The organism is Yokenella regensburgei, from assembly GCF_003634235.1.
GTDB lineage: Bacteria > Pseudomonadota > Gammaproteobacteria > Enterobacterales > Enterobacteriaceae > Yokenella > Yokenella regensburgei.
Map to the genome: position 1 here is coordinate 857,557 of NZ_RBIZ01000003.1, position 18,247 is coordinate 875,803.

18 protein-coding genes are annotated in these 18,247 nt (G+C 53.5%); 15 read left to right on the top strand and 3 right to left on the bottom strand.

Features of this window, described 5'->3' with window-relative positions; all coding sequences use genetic code 11:
• The first annotated feature begins 32 nt into the window (after positions 1-32).
• From C7387_RS04280 to C7387_RS04305, 6 genes are all read left to right on the top strand, one after another.
• A complete protein-coding gene (locus tag C7387_RS04280; protein ID WP_071777541.1) occupies positions 33-365 on the top strand; it encodes a DMT family transporter in 333 nt (110 codons plus the stop codon).
• A 180-nt stretch (positions 366-545) separates the two neighbouring features.
• Positions 546-1,310: a class I SAM-dependent methyltransferase gene (locus C7387_RS04285; RefSeq protein WP_038257114.1), complete on the top strand. Its 765-nt coding sequence runs from the start codon at positions 546-548 to the stop codon at positions 1,308-1,310.
• Positions 1,311-1,385: 75 nt separating this feature from the next.
• On the top strand, positions 1,386-2,162 hold the full coding sequence (locus tag C7387_RS04290; RefSeq protein ID WP_392394796.1) for an ABC transporter ATP-binding protein: 777 nt from the start codon (positions 1,386-1,388) through the stop codon (positions 2,160-2,162).
• Positions 2,163-2,177: 15 nt separating this feature from the next.
• On the top strand, positions 2,178-3,134 hold the full coding sequence (locus C7387_RS04295) for an ABC transporter substrate-binding protein (protein ID WP_038256933.1): 957 nt from the start codon (positions 2,178-2,180) through the stop codon (positions 3,132-3,134).
• Positions 3,131-4,138 (top strand): FecCD family ABC transporter permease, encoded by a 1,008-nt coding sequence (locus C7387_RS04300; protein WP_038256935.1) that lies wholly within the window; start codon positions 3,131-3,133, stop codon positions 4,136-4,138. The genes C7387_RS04295 and C7387_RS04300 overlap by 4 nt, the downstream gene beginning before the upstream one ends.
• Before the next feature lie 90 nt (positions 4,139-4,228).
• Positions 4,229-4,987 (top strand): CDP-diacylglycerol diphosphatase, encoded by a 759-nt coding sequence (locus tag C7387_RS04305; protein WP_120816149.1) that lies wholly within the window; start codon positions 4,229-4,231, stop codon positions 4,985-4,987.
• A 97-nt stretch (positions 4,988-5,084) separates the two neighbouring features.
• On the opposite strand, the gene C7387_RS04310 is transcribed toward C7387_RS04305, so the two are convergent.
• The 3 genes from C7387_RS04310 to C7387_RS04320 form a co-directional block, all read right to left on the bottom strand.
• The gene (locus C7387_RS04310) at positions 5,085-7,640 is read right to left on the bottom strand and encodes a hypothetical protein (protein WP_244922338.1); all 2,556 of its coding nucleotides are present in this window, start codon (positions 7,638-7,640) and stop codon (positions 5,085-5,087) included.
• Between the two features lie 111 nt (positions 7,641-7,751).
• Positions 7,752-8,387, bottom strand: a complete 636-nt coding sequence (locus tag C7387_RS04315; RefSeq protein ID WP_006820342.1) for a two component system response regulator — start codon at positions 8,385-8,387, stop codon at positions 7,752-7,754.
• A gap of 42 nt (positions 8,388-8,429) precedes the next feature.
• The gene (locus tag C7387_RS04320) at positions 8,430-11,180 is read right to left on the bottom strand and encodes a two component system sensor kinase (RefSeq protein WP_120816151.1); all 2,751 of its coding nucleotides are present in this window, start codon (positions 11,178-11,180) and stop codon (positions 8,430-8,432) included.
• 259 nt (positions 11,181-11,439) lie between these two features.
• Between C7387_RS04320 and C7387_RS04325 the strand changes: the two genes are divergently transcribed.
• From C7387_RS04325 to sseD, 9 genes are all read left to right on the top strand, one after another.
• On the top strand, positions 11,440-11,814 hold the full coding sequence (locus C7387_RS04325) for a pathogenicity island protein (protein WP_038257119.1): 375 nt from the start codon (positions 11,440-11,442) through the stop codon (positions 11,812-11,814).
• Between the two features lie 7 nt (positions 11,815-11,821).
• Positions 11,822-13,306: an EscC/YscC/HrcC family type III secretion system outer membrane ring protein gene (locus C7387_RS04330; protein ID WP_120816152.1), complete on the top strand. Its 1,485-nt coding sequence runs from the start codon at positions 11,822-11,824 to the stop codon at positions 13,304-13,306.
• Complete coding sequence (sctD, locus tag C7387_RS04335; RefSeq protein WP_120816153.1) at positions 13,299-14,489, top strand: type III secretion system inner membrane ring subunit SctD; 1,191 nt, start codon at positions 13,299-13,301, stop codon at positions 14,487-14,489. Before C7387_RS04330 ends, sctD begins: the two co-directional genes overlap by 8 nt.
• A 12-nt stretch (positions 14,490-14,501) precedes the next feature.
• Positions 14,502-14,744, top strand: a complete 243-nt coding sequence (locus C7387_RS04340; protein ID WP_120816154.1) for an EscE/YscE/SsaE family type III secretion system needle protein co-chaperone — start codon at positions 14,502-14,504, stop codon at positions 14,742-14,744.
• Positions 14,745-14,829: 85 nt separating this feature from the next.
• Positions 14,830-15,015, top strand: coding sequence for a hypothetical protein (locus tag C7387_RS04345; RefSeq protein ID WP_237723288.1), 186 nt, complete (start codon positions 14,830-14,832; stop codon positions 15,013-15,015).
• Positions 15,016-15,033: 18 nt separating this feature from the next.
• A complete protein-coding gene (gene sseB, locus C7387_RS04350) occupies positions 15,034-15,633 on the top strand; it encodes a type III secretion system translocon protein SseB (RefSeq protein WP_006820335.1) in 600 nt (199 codons plus the stop codon).
• Positions 15,633-16,142, top strand: coding sequence for a CesD/SycD/LcrH family type III secretion system chaperone SscA (sscA, locus tag C7387_RS04355; RefSeq protein WP_006820334.1), 510 nt, complete (start codon positions 15,633-15,635; stop codon positions 16,140-16,142). The genes sseB and sscA overlap by 1 nt, the downstream gene beginning before the upstream one ends.
• On the top strand, positions 16,123-17,583 hold the full coding sequence (sctE, locus tag C7387_RS04360) for a type III secretion system translocon subunit SseC family protein (protein ID WP_244922339.1): 1,461 nt from the start codon (positions 16,123-16,125) through the stop codon (positions 17,581-17,583). The genes sscA and sctE overlap by 20 nt, the downstream gene beginning before the upstream one ends.
• 9 nt (positions 17,584-17,592) lie before the next feature.
• The gene (gene sseD / locus C7387_RS04365; protein WP_237723286.1) at positions 17,593-18,231 is read left to right on the top strand and encodes a type III secretion system translocon protein SseD; all 639 of its coding nucleotides are present in this window, start codon (positions 17,593-17,595) and stop codon (positions 18,229-18,231) included.
• Positions 18,232-18,247: the final 16 nt, after the last annotated feature.

Genomic DNA, 18,247 nt, shown 5'->3' on the forward strand with positions numbered 1-18,247 from the left:
CCCGGCACCTGCCAGCTCAAAGAGACATTATTTTGAATACATACGTTATCCTGGCCATCTCCATTTGCGCCGAAACCCTCGCCACCACGATGATGAAAGCTTCCGAAGGCTTCAGCCGACTGCTGCCCAGTATTGTTGTGGTCGTCGGCTATGCCATTTCATTTTACGGCCTGTCACAGGTGGTGAAGACGATGAATATCGGTATCGCCTACGCCATCTGGGCGGGGATGGGGATATTCCTGGTCTCCATCATGTCGTTCCTGATTTATAAGCAGCGACTCGACTTCCCGGCGATTGCCGGCATGGTGTGTATTGCTATCGGGATTATGGTCATCCAGCTTTTCTCCAAATCGGTGACCCACTAGCTAATTGGGAATGACGCATATTGAAAGAAAATCCACGCTATGGCGTGGTTTTTTTTGCTTCAATTTCCGCAGAATTTACGTGGGATAGGGAAAGTTCTTTATGGTAATAAAAATCATTCTCATTTGATGTTGCGCCATGATATGTTGTCTTCGTGATGCTTGTTTAATGAGGTGAAAATGATGGACGCGACGCAGAAAGCAGGACACACATTTCTGGCAAGTCTTGGCAAAACCCGCCTGCGCCCGGGCGGCGTTGAAGCCACGGAGTGGTTGCTGCAGCAGCCTCCGCTCGATGAGACAACGCTGGTTCTTGAAGTTGCCTGCAACATGGCGACCACCGCGGTTGAACTGGCCAGCCGCTTTGGTTGTCGGGTCACGGCAATTGATATGGATAAAGTCGCCCTGGAGAAAGCGCGTCGCAACGTGGCGGCCGCAGGGCTGGACAAAAGAATAACCTTACTGGAGGCAAGCGCCACACGGTTGCCGTTTGCTGATGATACGTTTGATGTCGTCATCAACGAAGCGATGCTGACGATGTACGCCGATAAAGCCAAGGCAAAGCTCGTGAGTGAATACTTTCGCGTGCTGAAACCTGGCGGGTATCTGCTGACCCACGACATCATGTTTACCGCTGATGCGCTCGGTGAGGGGGATAAAAACCAACTGGAACAGGTCGTGAAATCGAACGTCAGTCCGATGAGCCAGACGGCATGGCAGCAGCTATTCCAACAGGCAGGGTTTCGTCAGGTCGACTGGCGACACGGCGGTATGTCTCTGATGTCTCCTCGTGGATTGATAAGAGATGAGGGGCCAGGGCGGGCGCTGCAGATCGTGTTCAATGGTCTACGTACGCGTGAAAATCGGGCGCGTTTTCTCGGTATGTTCCGTTTCTTCAGGGAGCACCGAAAGCAGCTTAACTATATCGCCTGCTGCTCACGTAAGTAGCCTGGCGTTGCGATAAAGGGGCAATCATGATAAAAGAATTGTTATGTTATAACATATTGATTCAGGGTGAATGCATTGCACGATATCCTCCGCGTTGACGGTGCGAGCCTCAGAGCCCGCACCGGGGAATTGATACTCGACGACATTCATTTCACGCTTTGCGCCGGCGAGAAGCTGGCGGTGATTGGCCCCAACGGGAGCGGCAAATCAAGCCTGCTGCGGACGATTATTGGTGAAACGCGCTTAAACGAAGGGACCATTTTCTGGAAAGGAAAGCCACTGCGGGGCGTTCCGGTTAGCGAACGCGCCAGAAGCATCGCCTTTCTTTCTCAAAACGACGTCCCTGACTTACGCCTGACGCTTGAGGATTATGTCGCGCTTGGACGGCTGCCGTATGTTGAAAACGGCGGTGCCGCTCAAGATCAACGAATCGTGGATGACGCTATCCGGGAGACGGGGATTGCCCCGTTGAGGCATTGTCCGTTGGGCAGGCTCTCCGGCGGCCAGCGCCAGCGCGCGGCGCTGGCTCGTGCGCTGGCGCAGTCACCAGAACTGCTGCTGCTTGATGAGCCAACCAACCATCTGGATCCCCCCGCGCGCAGCGCCTTGCTATCGCTGGTGAAAAGTAAGGGCATCGCGGTGATCGCCGTGCTGCATGACCTGACCGTTGCAGAAGCGTTTGCCGACCGGATTCTGGTGATTAACGAAAGCCATCAGGTGATTTGCGATGTTCCGGACGCCGCGCTGCAGACCCGGGTGATTTTCCCGGTGTTTGGCATGACCTGCCTGCACACCGTGCATCCCGTTAGCGGCAAAAAGCTGCGTATTTTTGAAGTTCCCCAATTTGCCTGACAATTAAGAGAAAAGATGAATAAACACCTGCTTACTTTGCTGCTGATTTCCATTAGCCTGCCGGTCATCGCCAACGATTTTCCGGTTACCGTCGATAGCTGCGGCCAACCGCTCACCTTCAATCATGCACCGCAGCGCGCGGTAATCAACGATCTCAATATGGCCGAAATGGCCTTCGCACTCGGCCTGCAGGACAAGATCGTCGGGCTGACGGGAGTCACCGGCTGGTACAAACTGACGCCGGCGTTTAAAGCCGCGATGGGATCTATCCCCGAACTGGCCCCTAAATATCCTTCTCTCGAAACGCTGCTGGCAGCCCAGCCGGACTTTTTCTTTGCGGGCTGGAACTATGGGATGAAAGTCGGAGGGGAGGTCACGCCGCAGACGCTGGCGCCATACGGCATCAAAACCCTGGTGCTGAGCGAGAGCTGTGTGCAGGCCGGTGGGCATCCGCAGAAAGCCAGTATGAATCTGCTTTACGACGATGAGCTAAAGCTTGGCAAAATTTTTGGCAAGCAAAAAGAGGCACAGGCGCTGGTGGAAGGCTGGAAGCATCGGCTGGCGGCGCTTCCTTCGCGTCCTGCAAATCAGGCTCCGCTGAAGGTATTTGTCTATGATTCCGGGGAAGATAAGCCCTTCACCAGCGGTAGATACGGCATGCCGACGGCGATCATTGAGGCTGCGGGCGGCCGTAACGTGATGGCGTCTTTGCCGGCGAACTGGACGACGACCTCCTGGGAGTCGGTGGCGGCGGCGGAACCCGATGTGATTATCCTGCTGGATTACCAGACCGGGGCTGGGGCTGATTCCCTGCGACGTTTCCTTGAATCTCATCCATTGATGAAGTTAACCCCCGCCGTTTCACAGCACCGCTATCTGAAGCTGCAGTACAGCGAGCTGACGCCAGGCCCGGCAAATATCGGAGCGATTGAGAAACTGGCTCGGGTGCTGTACATGGCCGAAGCCAAATGATGCGACCGGCCGCAAGATTTATGTGGTTCGCGCCGCTGTTTATGCTCGCGTTGGGAGTGTTGATGCTGTGGAGTCTGCAGTTGGGCAGCGTCGCGCTATCATGGCAGCAGGTGATGTCGGCGGTAGGATTATTTTCAGCCCCGCTTCCCGACATGTTGAAAACTATCGTGCTGGAGATTCGTTTGCCCCGTGTACTTCTCGGCGCGCTATGCGGTGCGGGGCTTGCGATGACGGGGGCGCTGTTACAAACCACCACGCGTAATGAGCTGGCCGATCCGTTTCTGTTCGGGCTTTCCTCCGGCGCGTCCGCAGGGGCGGTGCTGGTCATAACTCGCTTTGGTGACGCGCTGGGTATCCTGACGTTACCGTTCGCGGCGTTTGCCGGAGGGATCCTCTCCGCGCTGTCGGTGATGATTTTGTTTCGCGTCAGCCGGGTGCGTCGCGCCGAGCAGCTGATCGTCTGTGGCCTTGCGGTGTCGTTTTTATTCAGCGCGTTTACCAGTTATCTGGTATTTTCCGGCGACCAGCGCGCGGCGGGTTCGGTACTGTTCTGGTCGCTTGGCGGCCTGGGGCTCGCACGCTGGGATAACCTCTTCATTCCGCTGGCGAGCTTCGCAATGCTGGTGGGGTTTACCGCGCTGCGCTGGCGGGCGCTGGACGCGCTGTTGGCGGGTGAACAGACCGCCTGGTCGATGGGCGTCAACGTAGGGCGCCTTCGGTCCGAAACCTTTTTTTGCTGCGCACTGGCAACGGCATTTCTGGTTTCGCTGACCGGGGTGATTGGCTTTGTCGGGCTCATGATCCCTTATCTTTCCCGCCGCCTGGTGGGGGTGAGACATCGTCTGGCGGTACCGATGTGCGGATTGCTCGGTGCGTTGCTGTTGACCGGTGGCGATATGCTGAGCCGTAGCCTGATCCCTAATCAGGAGCTGCCTATCGGTATTATCACCGCAGGCCTTGGGGGGGCGTTTATTATTTCATTGCTGCTGCGGGCGGAAAGTTAAGCGGGAGAACCGTCAGACAAATTCTCTGGTAAAATACAAAATCATTACCGACAGATAAAAGGACGTAGCTCTGGCATGTTGAAGAGGAGGATGAGTCACGTTCTTCGTGCAGGAATATTGCTATCAGCTGCGATTCTGTTGACGGGATGCGCCAGGTCAGATGCGCTTTGGGGGGTTGTCGACAAACTTTGTCTGAACAATCACGCGCTTACCAAAAACACCGCGCCTTGCCACAGCATTTATGTGCCGGAAGGCAACGCCCGGGGATTTAGCGTCATTCAGAACCCTCGTTATCCTTACCATTTTATCCTGGTCCCTACCATCAAAGTCTCGGGCATCGAAGATCCTCAGCTGTTTGCGGAAAGTAGCGTTGATTATTTTGGCTACGCCTGGTTGATGCGCTACCTGGTGTCCTGGCAATATGGTGCTCAGGTCCCGGACGATATGCTGGGTATGGCTGTCAATTCTGCGAGTGGTCGTAGCCAGGATCAGCTGCATATTCATCTGACCTGTCTTCGTGAAGATGTGCGCCGCCAAATGCTGGCCGAGCGGCCCTATATTCAGGAACGCTGGACGCCAATGCAGGATAAGCTTCTGAATAACACCTATTATGCGCGCAAAGTTGTGCAACCTACCGCGATGGGTATTTATCCGGTCAAATCCGTTAGCGACTATTTTCATTTATCGCCGGAACAAATGGCAGAGTGGGGCGTTGCGCTGATCCCAACCCATTGGTCAGGGCAGAAAGGGTTCATCCTTTTAACCACCCGGCGAGGATGGGATAAAGGTAACCGCGCGTCAGTGGAGTCGTTGCTGGATAAAGAATGCAGTATTCTGCCCGCTAAATAATGTGCGTATATAAAAAAGAGGGTGATGCATCGTCACCCTCTTTTAGCTCCAGGCTGTAGTGTCTGCCTGTGATTATGCGTTCAGGCTACGTGAGCGGTTAGGCGAGCCTTTCACGGAGCGTTCTGCTGCTAAAGTTATTTTCGTGTTTGATTTCTTTGACTGCGTTGGTGAGTACGTCGCCGTTAGGCAGATAACCTGCCATGGAATTGATAAAGTCTCGCAGATGCTTATATTCCTTTTCTCTTGCAGCCATATATTTTTTATCCCCGTCGGGACCTGCAGCAATCATCCCTTTAAGCAGATTAAGCGCATTATTTGTATCGCTACCTAAACGCGTTGCCAGGCCACTTGTTCTGGTACTCTCTGGGAGTTGTTTAAGCGTTGTCGCGGCCAGTTCCAGTAGAGGGAAGGCTTGCGCCCAGTGCGGTGAGGGGGTGCCATTTGCCTCCGTTGCCTTTGCTAACAGCGGTCCCGGCTCTGAAAATGTTCTCTCCAGATGTTGAACGTCAAGGAGTTTAATTTCAGTGGCGGCCATATTACGTAGCAGGGTTTTTTTCGGTTCTCCGCCGGGTAAGTCCTGCGCCTGAGTTTTCAGGTTGCTGAAGGTTTTCGCCAGGTCTTCTGACCAGGTGTCGTGAAATCTGGCAACTGCGATAATCTTCTCCTGCACATCAGCAAATTCCTTATAAATGGTATCCAGCTCATTGTTCTTTGTCTGCAACGCATTGATATGCGCCATCAGTGCCTGTTTGCGCGGACAATCGCCGATCGCACTCATTTTCCCGGCAAGGTCGTTGACAACATCCTTAATGGCGTACTTATTACCCTCTATATAATGGCCTAATGTGGCTTCTACGGACTCCATGACCTGGTGCTGGGTAATCAGGCCAGCAATGAATCCTTTGAATTCACTCTTGCCCTGTCCAGAAATAGTGAGTTGTTGTACTTCGTCTTTTAATGCCGTTAGTGCCTGAACGGCATTCCCCGACGCCGGGCTTCTTCCTGCCTCCGGCATACTTCCAACGCGTTCTTGCCAGATATCGACCTTACGGCGTAAAAGTCCCTCATTAAGTGCATCAATTTGCAGTTGATAACTCGACTTTCTTTGACTTTCTGGCAACTGAGTGTTCAGGTTTTGTAATTCAGAAATGACCCTTTCCCGCGGAAAATCTAAAACATTGTGATCGGCAAGCGTCAGTCCTTCACTCAGGAGCCTGTCAATTCTGCTGATGGCGATATTTTGCTGATGGACGGTTTCAGCGCGACTGGTCAGTGTCATTTTGTCGGGCGTAAACGGGGGCAGACGGGTGGCCTGTGTCACTATTTTCTCGGTCGTTTTGCTATCCATATCTGACCGGATACCTGGATCACTCAGGAGTTTTGCCATAGCAGTCTCTGCCGCTCCCAGAGGCTGAAGCAACTTCCCGGAGGCTTGCTGTGCCTGAGCCTCGATCTCTTCTCTGGCAATGTTGTTTGGGGAGATTTGCCGAATGGCATTGAAAGCGGTATTCAATAGCGTTGTCAGTGGCCCCGTCTCAGCCTGCCTCATGGCGACCTGCAGATTCGAAAACGGCTCCTGGGGGAAGGGTTCGGAGGGCTGGATTTGTGCTTGCAAATCGGCAACCTGGTAGGCCAACCTCAGCTGGGACTGGATTTGTTGCAGACGATGGTCATCTGCCTCGTGGAACAGTGTATCCATGTGTGGTGTGAGCGTGGAAAGAAGGGACAGTTTTGTATTGATGGCGTCCTTGCAGAGAAGACCTCCCTGCAGCAGGTCATCGGCGCATTCCTCAACGAGAGTGTCAACAAACTCATGGTTGAGCCGTTGATGACTTTCCAGCTGCTGCTGCCTGTGGGTATTCAGCGCTGCCAGCTCATTGTCGATAAACTCGCTGTGTAACTCGGCGCGTACGTCCGGATCCTGAACGGATCTTAACTGCGTCAGATCCGCTATCAGTTTTTGATAGTGGTCTAACTGCGCTATCTGCTGGTCCAGGTTGCTGATTTCCTTGACGGGCGTTTGCACCAGTACGCGCGATGCTTCCAGTGCTCTGGCCACCTCGAAGCCATGGCTGGTGGCCATCACGGCAGAGGAGGATAACTCAACGCTGCTGCCCCGGGAAATCAACTTTTCCTGATCCAACTGGTACACCCCAGGTGCACCATCCTTACTGGTCATGTTGTGGGTGAGTACGCTTGAAAGCATCTCGTGATGCATATCAGAATTCGATAATGCTATCTCGGGTAGCGTATGGCCATCTACGCGAATGACCAGATTCAGGTGGCCAGGCGTATGAAGTTGACCCGTCATACCGGAAACGTTATGGCTTATCAGTTCAAATTCCATTGTGCGAACGTGGTCACCTTCCATCAGGTGAATAAGCCTTTCAACCGCCGGCCAGAGCGTTTCTATTGAATGGGTCTTATCGCTCGCGGCCGCCGTTTTTTCGCCGTAAATCATGTTGTAAATATCGCGCAGGTTCTTTTCTTTATCCTCTAAGTTCATCCCTGGCAGGTGATTGAGTAATTTTATAAAGAAATTTTTGAATGCCTCCCAGCCCTCAAGACGAGTAGCTTCTTTCAACTGTCCGGTCAGCATGGCCTGTAATTGTAATTCGTTAACACCAGGGGTGGTTCCGATAGTCATACTCATGAGCGTTTCCTTCTCTTTGTTGGTGAGAAGTTCATCGTATGAGCCCTCCCTGTTAATCACTATCGGGTGAAAGTGGGATACATCCTGTTACATGCACGACGGGGAATGGCGTTATTCTGTTAAACCTAGTCGCCGTGCGCAGATAAGTAATTCGGTGACTTTATGGACGTTGAGTTTTCGCATGACATTTAATCGATGCGTTTCTACGGTTTTAACGCTAATACACAGTCGCTCGCCGATAAGCCGATTGGTAAAACCATCGGCAATCAGTTTGAGAATTTGCCGTTCGCGCGGCGTGAGTATTTCCGTGCTGTCATTTTTGACGCGAAGCGCGGCGTTAATCGCTTCCCGATTTAGCGCCGGATCGATATAACATTTTTTCACCGCGACGCTTTGTAATGCTGCCAGCAGCACCTGGCGACTACTATTTTTCAATACATAACCCAGCGCACCCGCGCTTAGCGTGCGTATTGCCATCGTCTCTTCCATATGGGCGGTATAGGCCAGAATCGCCGTTTGCGGCAGCCGACGACGTAGCTGCGGGATAAGATCCAGCCCGTTAATGCCGGGTAAACCCAGATCGAGCACCACGATATCCGGCTCATGGATGCGGCAGGCGTTGTAAACCTCCAGCCCATCATCAATGTGTGCGACCACGTGAAAGCGTGGGTAGGGGGAGAGCAGGTTAATGATTCCATTAACAATCAGTTCGTGGTCGTCGACCAGCAGGATTCTATGATCGTGCATTGTATTACCTCTTGATAGACGGCCTTGTTGGCCGGCGCTGATTTAAGCGTCCAGTGCTACGTTCAGGGTGTGGCGAAGTTCGGTAATTTCTTCTGCAGCCAGCGCCAGGCCATGCTGCACGCGATTCTCCATATCGATGACGCTGCAAACCAGAGGGCTCAACCCCGCCTGGCCGAGGCACCCTTTTAGGGTATGCAGCAGGGTGCTGGTTTTTGGCAGGGAGCCAAGGTTATGTTCGAGTTCACAAAGCAACAAATGCAGCGAGTGGTGTATTTTGCGGCGCATGGCCGCATCGTCCAGGGGAAGCAGTGCGTGCTCGACGCTGTGATCCTGCTCCTGGAGAGCGATATCGCGTTCCAGCTGGTACTCCGCGGCAATGGAGATCCCATTGGCCAACTGATTGAGAGAGACGGGTTTAGTCAGATAATGCTGCATACCAGCCTCTTTGCAGCGGCTTATCTCCTCTGGCGCCGTATTCGCCGAGAGCGCCATAATCATGCACTGGGCGTCGTGATTTAGTGCGTCACGTCGCCAGAGCCGGGCGCACGTCATGCCGTCCATTTCCGGCATACGAATATCCATTAACACCAGATCAAACCGCTGCTGCCGACCCAGCGCCAGCGCTTCTTCACCGCTCGCCGCGAGGGTAAACTCCTGGCCAAGAGAAGCCAGCATCATGCCAAAAATATCCCGATTGATAGCCGCGTCATCAACCAGCAAAATATGTAGCCTCCAGGGTTGTACCGGAAGCTGGTCGGCGCACTCACTCGCCACGCCAGAAAGCGCGTGGAGTACGGTTTCACGCAGCTTTCCGGGCAGAAAGCACAGATCATCGGCGCTAAATACGCTCTCTTGTCTGGCGATTTCGCACGTTAGCCCCCAGGCGCAGAGCTGGCGATGCAGAACCAGCGGTGCGGCAATCTCGCCCGAGAGCGGTTCGGGAGGCTGATATTTGCCAAGCGGCAGCAACAGCGAGAGGCAAGTGCCAAATCCCGGCGTACTGCGTAACTCAAGCCATCCTCCCATCATTCTTGCGAGGGTCGAGGCAATCGTCAGGCCGAGACCCGTTCCCTGACTGTGCCCCTGGCTCTGAAAAAAAGGTTCGAATACGGCTTTTTGATCGGCAAGGGTAATGCCTCGCCCGCTGTCGCTCACGGCGAAAATAAGAAAATCATCGCTACGTTTAACGCTAAGGCAAATCGCGCCCTTATCGGTAAATTTGAGGGCGTTGCCCAGCAGGTTAACCAGGATCTGCCGCAGGCGAGTCCCATCCACCTCGAACATCAACGGTACCCGGTGACCAACAAAGGTTTTCAGTGTTAACCCTTTGCTTTGCCCGGGGCCCTGGATGGTATGCATCGCCTGATCCAGCAGCGGGAGTATTGCGGTGTCCTCGACGTGGAGCGAGAGCTGTCCGGATTCAATGCGTGAGAAGTCGAGCAAATTATTGATGATGCTGAGTAACGAAAGGGTGCACTGACTGGCCGTATTGGACAACTGCGATTGTTTTTCACTCATGGGCGTTAATTGCAGAAGTTCGAGAGCCCCCAGCACCCCGCTTAAAGGCGTTCGCAGTTCGTGGCTTATCGTCGTCAGATGGCTACTTTTACGCTTGTTGGCCTGCTCGGCCTGCTGCTTGGCGATCGTCAGTTCGCGGGTGCGTTCGGCGACGGTATTTTCGAGGTTGTCATACTGCTCGTGTAGGGTATCAAGCAGCAAATTATAGGCGCGGGCAATGCTTCCCAGCTCGTCGTGGCGGTTTTCCGGTAACCGGGCGGAGAGGGTGTCTGGCCCGGTTTTCTCAATGATGTTGACGAAGTCCCACAGCGGGCGAGCCAGATGGCGGTGAAGCAGCCAGAACAGCATCATCGCCAGCAGTAGCAGGGTAGTCAGAGCAAAAGGCAGCTGCTCCGCTACGATGTTAAGCGCACGTTTTAGCACCCCGCTGGTCGGGTACAGGATAACCTGCTGCCAGCCGGGGCCTTTAAGTTCGCTGCGAAGCACCAGATAGCCCGGGATCTGCTGCCATCCGTCGTGGAGAGGCAGGTTCTGCAACAATTTTTGTAGCGTGTCGCTGTTACTTTCCGCAAGGTCCGAGAAGGGCAGGATCTGATTGTGTTTATCAAGCCAGAGATTGATATCGCTGTCCGAGACGTTGTGGCCATAGGAAAGCAGGTCGTTAAGCTTAACCGCTAAGCCAATCAGGATGTCATGAGAGCCTGCTGCCGCGATAGAGACGCTCCAGCCGGTGCCGGGGATGTATTCTGGTTTACCCCAGAACAGGTTGTCGTGCGTCGCGCGGCGTGGAAATTGCCAAAGCTCGTTTTGCCGGCGAATAAAATAGTCGGGCGAATGATCGAGCGGGGGCAAAAGAGAAATACCATAGCGTCGGTCAAGGATAAAACTATCAAGATAGTATGTCTGACCTGCGGTGCCATAAACCTGAATGAAATTCAGATCCTGGGCCTGTTTGTCCTGCGGCGTACAGATGCTGGCATCGACGGGGAAATAGCGACTCTCGCTTTTTGCCACTGGATGCGTGCTCGTAGGCACATAGTGGTAGAGGCCATAGCTCTGGGCGAGCGCGAGCGCATCTCGCTCAGCACCTTCAAATCGATGGTTGCTTAGCCCCACCCGCAGGCGTGACATATGGGATAAATTTTCAATAATCCGTCGCCGATTTTGATTTAGTGAAATATAGGTTGTGGTGAATATAGTAATCAACCAAATGATTAGCAGGCCAACAGATATCAGTAATGTTAATTTCCCCACCAGGGAGTGCTGATTTTTCATTATTGTTGTCCTTAGGTGGTTTTACAACGCGGAACGTCATCAGGCTTAGTGATGTCAGAATACGAAATTATCGGCCTTATTCTCGATTCAGATAAAAAGTCTAATTAATATAAAGCGTAATAAATGCCGCGAAAAACCATTGTGTGAATTTGTAAGTGAATATGATGGCAAGATGCTGAGGAAAAGGTATCAGGTCTTTTACTGATGTACACCCAGGGGATCCTGAACGAATATGAAAGCTATTCAGGAGGCCCTGCCTATGTTCGATAAATTAAAAAAAATCCCTGCGGTCGAGCACTTACGTATTTCATCTGATAGTGCAATCATGCTGATGAAATTAGATGGCAGAATGGCGCGTGGATATTTGTGTACGCTGTCTTTAGTTTTGGCTATTTTTATTGACAGTATCGATCACTTTCCGCTTGAAACCGTGAGGCATATCACTCTGTTACTTGCTGCCTGCCCGGAAATTCACGATCACGCCTTGCAGTTAATACCTGATGGAGGATGGTTGTGTTGTTATTATGACAAAAATATGTCAGCTGAAAAAATGGCCGTTGAAATTGAAAAACATCTGGCGCTGACACGATATTTGGCAAACATCATTGTTAGTCAAAAAAACAGCAAGATGTGAGGCCAATATGAGAATAAAAAGAATGGTGGTATTTCCTGCGCTGTTTTTTTGTCTGTGTGCTCAGGCGCAAACGCTCGCCTGGAAGGGGGCAGATTTTTCGCTGCGTGCCCGGAAAATCTCGCTGGCAGCGGTCTTGCAAAATTTAGCAGAGAACTATGACACGCCGGTGGTCATCGACCCGGCCATTGTGGAAACATTCAGTGGTGCAATCCCGCCAGCTTCTCCTGTTGCAATTCTGAATAGATTAACCACGCAATATAACCTGGTGACCTGGCTTGATGGCAATACGCTGTTTGTCTACCCCGCATCACGCGTGGCGCATCGCGTTATTACCCTAAACACGCTGCCTGCCAGCACCTTTATTCGCTATCTGCGTAAACGAGACGTGCCAGAAAAAAGTAGCTGCGAAGCGCGCACCATCCCGGGTGTTAATGCCATCGATATTAGCGGCGTTCCCGCTTGCACCGCGCGCATTACCCAGCTGGCGTCCATGCTCGATGGAGAGATGACCCGCCGCCGGGATGATGCGGTCAGCCTTGTGGTGTACCCGCTCAAATATGCCACCGCGGTGGACGACCATTATCAGTACCGCGATCAAAATGTCGTTGTCCCGGGGATTGTCAGCGTATTGCGCGATATGAGCCGAGGTAGTGCGCCGACCACGAGCAGCAGTTCTGCTGCGACGCAGGGATTACCGATGTTTTCTGCCGATCCGCGACAAAATGCCGTCATTGTGCGGGATCGCTCGGTCAATATGGCGGGTTACCGCAAACTCATCGGTGAGCTGGATAGAAGGCCTCAGATGATAGAAATCTCGGTCACGATTATTGATGTTGATGCCGGGGACGTCAGCCAGCTCGGTATTGACTGGAGCGCCGCGCTTTCTCTGGGCGGCGGTTCTATTTCCTTTAACGGCCCGGACAGTAGCGCCGGAGGGGGATTCTCCACCGTCATTAGCAACACGCCCAGCTTTATGGCGCGGCTGGTGGCGCTCGAGAAAAATTCCCACGCCTATATTTTGTCGCAACCGTCGGTGGTGACGCTCAATAACATTCAGGCGGTGCTGGATAAAAACATCACGTTTTACACCAAACTGCAGGGCGATAAAGTCGCAAAACTTGAATCCATCACCACGGGGTCGCTCCTCAGGGTCACCCCACGGCTGCTGGAAGAGCAGGGCAAGCAGAATATCATGCTGAGTCTCAATATCCAGGACGGGCAGCAAAACCCGCCGTTGAGTCAGGATGAACCTTTACCGGAAGTACAAAACTCAGAGATAGCCTCTCAGGCCACCCTCCATCCCGGGCAGAGTCTGCTGCTGGGGGGCTTTAAGCAGGATAAACAGATGCAGGCGCAGAACAAGATCCCGCTGCTTGGCGATATTCCGATTATTGGGCATTTGTTCCGCAACGATCTTAACCAGACCCATAGCGTTATCCGTCTGTTTCTCATCAAAGCCACCGTAGCCAATAGCGACAGCAGCCATGGATAGCGAGTGGAAAATCCGTTTACTCGGCGGGGTACTGCACGGCCGTGAAGTCTGGCTGGCGGATGGGCATCTTTCGGTCGGAGAGCGCGGCTGCGATCTCTGTATTCCGTTGTGCGGCGGCGACAGACTGGAATTCACCGCAACACCGGAAGGACTATTGATCAATACCGGGGGTGCTCCGGTGCGGGTCAATGGTCGGCGGCATCAGCCCGACAAGCCATTACCCGAAGAGGGCGTGGTGCAGGCTCTGGGGCTGACGATGGCGTTTGGCCAGCACCACGCCAATTTATCTCGCTACCCGCTTCGTCGAACAAGTCCAGCCCTGCTCTGGGGGATGGCGCTTGCGTGCCTGATACTGATGGGGGCCATCGGATTGGTCCTGCTTTGTAGCGGGAACCCACCCCCGCCGCCGCCGATGACCTCCCGGGTGGCAGAACTGCTGCAGCAAAACGGGTTGACGCAGATCGCCGCAACCTGGGAAAAGGATGGCACGCTTCGGCTCTCTGGCTACTGTGAAAAGAGCGACAGGCTGCAAAGCGTGCGCCTGAAGCTGGGCGCATGGGGAGTGCTGTATCAGGATAATGTGGTGTGCACCGATCAGCTTATCAGGCAGGTGCGAGATGTCCTGACCCAGGCGGGGTATGACGAGGTAGAACTCACAAGCCACGCACCGGGCGAAATTAGCATTAACGCCGATATCATGATGGGCAAGCGCTGGGCGGGTATCCAGCAGCAGCTGACGACGATCCCCGGCCTGCAACATCTGCATATCAACAACCTTCATGAAACCCAAATCAATGCGTTGATCGCCAGCCTGTTGCAGCAGAGGCTGGCGGAAAAAGTCAGTGTGACCTCAGTCGGTCAGGCGTTCGTCATCAGCGGCGTACTGAATATGAATGAGCAGCAATCTTTAAACCATCTGCTGGCGCAATTACGCCAGCAATTCCCCGGGATTGCGTTGAGCTACCAGAATGTGGCGTCGTCCGGGGAGGGCAGTCAGCGCTTCCCCTCGCCGATTGCCGCTATTGTTCATGGTCAGCAGGGGCTCTACCTGCTGCTGGAAGATGGCGAGCGCCTGAGGACGGGGAGCCAGCTACCGCAGGGAGGCGAAGTCGTTGCCCTGACCGACGCGGCGGTGGCGCTCAGATTTCCTGACGCATTGATTAACTATTCTTTCAATTTTTGAGCCTATAACACGATGCCAACGCTGACTTATTTAGAAGATAGTGTGCGCGATTCGATTAACCAGGCGCAGGACAGATTAAAAATATTGCAGGCAGCAAAAATACGGTTGTTGCAGTCGATGAAAGGACCGGCCACCCAGGAGCAATATCAGCAGTTCACCCTATTGTTGGAAGCGGTGATTCAGGCCGAAGATATTATCAAGGTGATCGCATATCGCTATCACAATCAACCTGTAAAACCTGATGATGAAAACTAATATTGCGGCTGAACAAAAAAGAATGGAGCGAGAATATTCCCGACTGTGTCAGTGCTATGCAAACTTCACCAGGCTGAAGCTGACGATGGCTGAACTCGTGGCGCGTGCCGCAACTGACCCTGCCGCCGCGAAAAAACTTAACGACCTGCAGGCTCTGATGCCTCAGGGTATCGCGGGGCTGGAGCGTCAGGCCGGGAAGGATATGCAAGCGTTGAACGTTGCCCTAAAGCAACTGCAATCGCGACTTAAAAATATGGTTAATGACCAATAGTGCTACTGAGGTGAAAATATGAGTGGAAATCTATCAGTAGGTCATCGTTTTGACTTTAACACCCCGGGTTTAACAACGTCGAATATCAAGTTGGGCGCAGGTGATGATAATACCGTTGCGGATGATCAGGATATTAATAATCCATTCGCCTACGGTTTTTCGGTTCTTGATAATTTGCAATTGGTTTTGCAAAAAATTGCCAACGCGCTTTTTGGCAAAATAAATACCAGCACCGATCGTGCGCGCAATACACAGGATATGTCTAATCGAATGGATGAGGTTATTGCCGACGCCGCAAAAGGTGATGATAAAACCCGTAAACCGGTACCCGATGAGGTCGTCAAATATATGCGCGACAACGGCATTCTCGTCGATGGTATGTCGATTGACGATTACATCAGCAAGCATGGTGGTACAGATGGCCTGGATAAGGGCTCGCTGCAGGCGGTCAAAGCGGCTCTTGATAACAGCGCGAACCGCGATACCGACCTGATGACCCAGGGACAACTCAGCATTCAGAAAATGACCCAGGAGATCAATGCGGTTGTCACCCAGATGACCGGATTACTCAGCAAATGGGGTGACTTACTCAGCATGATTGCACAGAAGATGTACTGATGATGAAAACGGACGGTCGTGATTCAGACATCGTGCTGCGATTTTTTCAGCAGGGCGGCGCGTTGCGGATGCTTTTTGCTACGGATATCAGTGCTGATTTGGATGTTTTGCAGCGTTATGCGCGGCAATTGGCGAGCGCAGGGGAATATGGTGCAGCGGCCCGGATCTTTAAGGTACTGACTATCTACGATGCGTGGTCTTTTGAGTACTGGTTTGAACTGGGCGCCTGTTGCCAGGCTGACGCAGCCTGGAGTGATGCCATCTACGCCTATGGGCGTGCCGCGAAAATAAGAGTATCGGAGGCGCAGGTGCCCTGCGCCGCCGGGGAGTGTTATCTCGCCTGCGGTAATCTGCCGCTGGCGGCCAAAGCCTTTCGGGCAGCGTTGCTGGTATGCGGCGTGGAGCATCAGGGAGATAACCATGAGAACAAGGATGTGGCGGATATACGCCGACGTGCGCGCGCGGGCCTGAGCAAAACAGGAGAAGATCATGAGTCGGATGCAAATTAACGGTGCTCCAGCCGCCAGCGATGAGGCTTTCCATCGACCTCTCACCGCTCGGGTACAGACCCCCCACATCACCTGCGGGGCATTAGGCGAACACCTCCACGCGCTGGCGCTGTTTACTGACGAGGATAAGGGCGTGAAACGCCGGGGAAGCGTGAGCCTGCAGGAGGCAGATAACGCGCTACGCAGGCTTATGGGCGCTCAGTCTGACGGTGCGAAACGCCCCACGGTGCGCGACGTACTAGAAATGGACCCCATGATGTTATCCATGATGATGACGCAGCTAGTGTTGAAAGTTTCTGGTAACAACGCCAACGCTCTGTGCCAGCAGCTGGAACGTGCAACTGAGGTTCAGGCAGCGCTGCGTAATAAGCAGGTTGCGGAATATCAGGAGCAAATCAATAAAGCGATTGAGCAGGCCGACCAGGCGCGGAAAGCCGGGATCTTCAGCGCGGTCTTTGACTGGATAATCAGCGGCGTTGAGGCCGTGGTCGGCGTACTGAAGATGGTTGAAGGCGTTTTGACGGCCGATCCGCTGGCGATTGCCGATGGTGCGGCATATTTCTCGGCAGGGATGGCCGGGATGGTTAAAGCGGGCGCTGAGACCGCGCTGCTGCTGGGGGCCGATAAGTCGGTTTGCAACGACATCATCAATGCGGCAGGGACGGTGCAAACCGCCTGTGAAGGCGTGGCGCTGGCGTTGGATATTATGCAGATCGGCCGGGGTATTAGCGCCGCTCGCGCGATCACCAAAGCTACAGAAGAGGTACTGGACTCGGGGGTGGGTAAAGCGCTCATCGATGCCGTTGCCAAAGGTGCCGAAAGTGAATTGAAAACACTGGCGGAGAAAGCGGGGCAGGAAGTCAGCCGGGTGATGGGCAAAGACTTTGGCATGGCGCTTGAGCGCGAGATGGTTGAGGTTGGCGATATGGCGATAGAAGCCGCAGCTCATGAGCTGGAGGCCGAATCGAACATGGTACGCGGCATCAGTAAAAGTTTTACCCGCGAAGGCGTTGCGAAGCTTGTGGAAACGGCTATCGAAGGTGCTGGTAAGGATCTGCTGAAAAAAAGCGAAGAGGTGGTGGCGAAGAAACTTCGCGACGCCATTTTGCAAAAGCTCCGCCGCAGCATTGTGAAAACCGTTATTAGCGATTGTACCCACAAAGCCCTGCTTATCACACGGGCTACGGCCGGCGGGGCGAATCGTATTTCGGCATCCATCGTGGCCGCCACCAGCGCAAAACTGCAAAGAGAGATTGAACGGCTGATTGTGCAGCAGGGCTATATCGATTTTATGCAGAACTGGACGGAAGACCGCAAGAAAACGCAGCAAAAGCGGCTCAATGAAGCGTATCAGGATGGCGCCAACGCGCTGAGAATTGCCTCAGAAATTATCGATAACAGCGGCACGGTGTTGGCAAATATTGCCGGACAACGAGCCTGAGGAGGAGAGATGTCCAGAGCAGTTATTTCTGAAAATTCAATGGTATTTCTGGATGTTAGCCCGACCATTGAGGAGACCGGGATCCCCGCAAATCGGACGTTATCCGTTAACGACAGCGTTAACGTTCAGGGCGGTGGTAAAGGAGCGCTCGATGCGAACGATTTTTTCGCTATGTTCGATGAGATCTGGAGCAAGCTGCTGATGCTTGCGAAGCAGCTGCGCGACACGATGCAGTTCTATAACCAAAAGAAACAGGAGCTGAGCTGGGGGCTTGAGATCAACACCCTGCAGCAAAGTGTTAAAGCCATCGACGATAGCTATGGTGCCGCTAAGGCCGGGGCGATTGGCGGAATGTTTGCCGGGGTGCTGACGGTCGGCGGAGCCTTTTTTGGCGAGGCCGGGATGACGGTAGGCAACGCCATGGGGCAGGTGGCCAACGGCATTGGTAGCTGGGCTTCGGGAAGTGAAACCCGCAAAGCGGATGCGGAAAAAGCCATTGCCGAGCTGCAGAACAAAGGGGCGCAGTCGTATGCCAAAACGCTGGACGACACGTTGATGAAGGCCCGCGAAATCATGCAGCAAATGATGGAGATGGGCCGCAATCTCGTCGAGGTGTTTAGTCAGGTCCTGCGCGCGATTTCGCGCTAAACGCCGGAGGATATCG

Excerpts from the sequence above, each read along its gene's own strand:
- C7387_RS04300 (WP_038256935.1), top strand. The coding sequence starts at position 3,131 with ATGATGCGACCGGCCGCAAGATTTATGTGGTTCGCGCCGCTGTTTATG.
- C7387_RS04345 (WP_237723288.1), top strand. The coding sequence starts at position 14,830 with ATGGCTGAACTCGTGGCGCGTGCCGCAACTGACCCTGCCGCCGCGAAA.
- C7387_RS04325 (WP_038257119.1), top strand. The coding sequence starts at position 11,440 with ATGTTCGATAAATTAAAAAAAATCCCTGCGGTCGAGCACTTACGTATT.
- C7387_RS04320 (WP_120816151.1), bottom strand. The coding sequence starts at position 11,180 with ATGAAAAATCAGCACTCCCTGGTGGGGAAATTAACATTACTGATATCT.
- C7387_RS04310 (WP_244922338.1), bottom strand. The coding sequence starts at position 7,640 with ATGAGTATGACTATCGGAACCACCCCTGGTGTTAACGAATTACAATTA.
- C7387_RS04330 (WP_120816152.1), top strand. The coding sequence starts at position 11,822 with ATGAGAATAAAAAGAATGGTGGTATTTCCTGCGCTGTTTTTTTGTCTG.
- sseB (WP_006820335.1), top strand. The coding sequence starts at position 15,034 with ATGAGTGGAAATCTATCAGTAGGTCATCGTTTTGACTTTAACACCCCG.
- sseD (WP_237723286.1), top strand. The coding sequence starts at position 17,593 with ATGTCCAGAGCAGTTATTTCTGAAAATTCAATGGTATTTCTGGATGTT.
- sscA (WP_006820334.1), top strand. The coding sequence starts at position 15,633 with ATGATGAAAACGGACGGTCGTGATTCAGACATCGTGCTGCGATTTTTT.
- C7387_RS04285 (WP_038257114.1), top strand. The coding sequence starts at position 546 with ATGGACGCGACGCAGAAAGCAGGACACACATTTCTGGCAAGTCTTGGC.
- C7387_RS04315 (WP_006820342.1), bottom strand. The coding sequence starts at position 8,387 with ATGCACGATCATAGAATCCTGCTGGTCGACGACCACGAACTGATTGTT.
- C7387_RS04340 (WP_120816154.1), top strand. The coding sequence starts at position 14,502 with ATGCCAACGCTGACTTATTTAGAAGATAGTGTGCGCGATTCGATTAAC.
- C7387_RS04295 (WP_038256933.1), top strand. The coding sequence starts at position 2,178 with ATGAATAAACACCTGCTTACTTTGCTGCTGATTTCCATTAGCCTGCCG.
- sctE (WP_244922339.1), top strand. The coding sequence starts at position 16,123 with ATGAGTCGGATGCAAATTAACGGTGCTCCAGCCGCCAGCGATGAGGCT.
- sctD (WP_120816153.1), top strand. The coding sequence starts at position 13,299 with ATGGATAGCGAGTGGAAAATCCGTTTACTCGGCGGGGTACTGCACGGC.
- C7387_RS04305 (WP_120816149.1), top strand. The coding sequence starts at position 4,229 with ATGAGTCACGTTCTTCGTGCAGGAATATTGCTATCAGCTGCGATTCTG.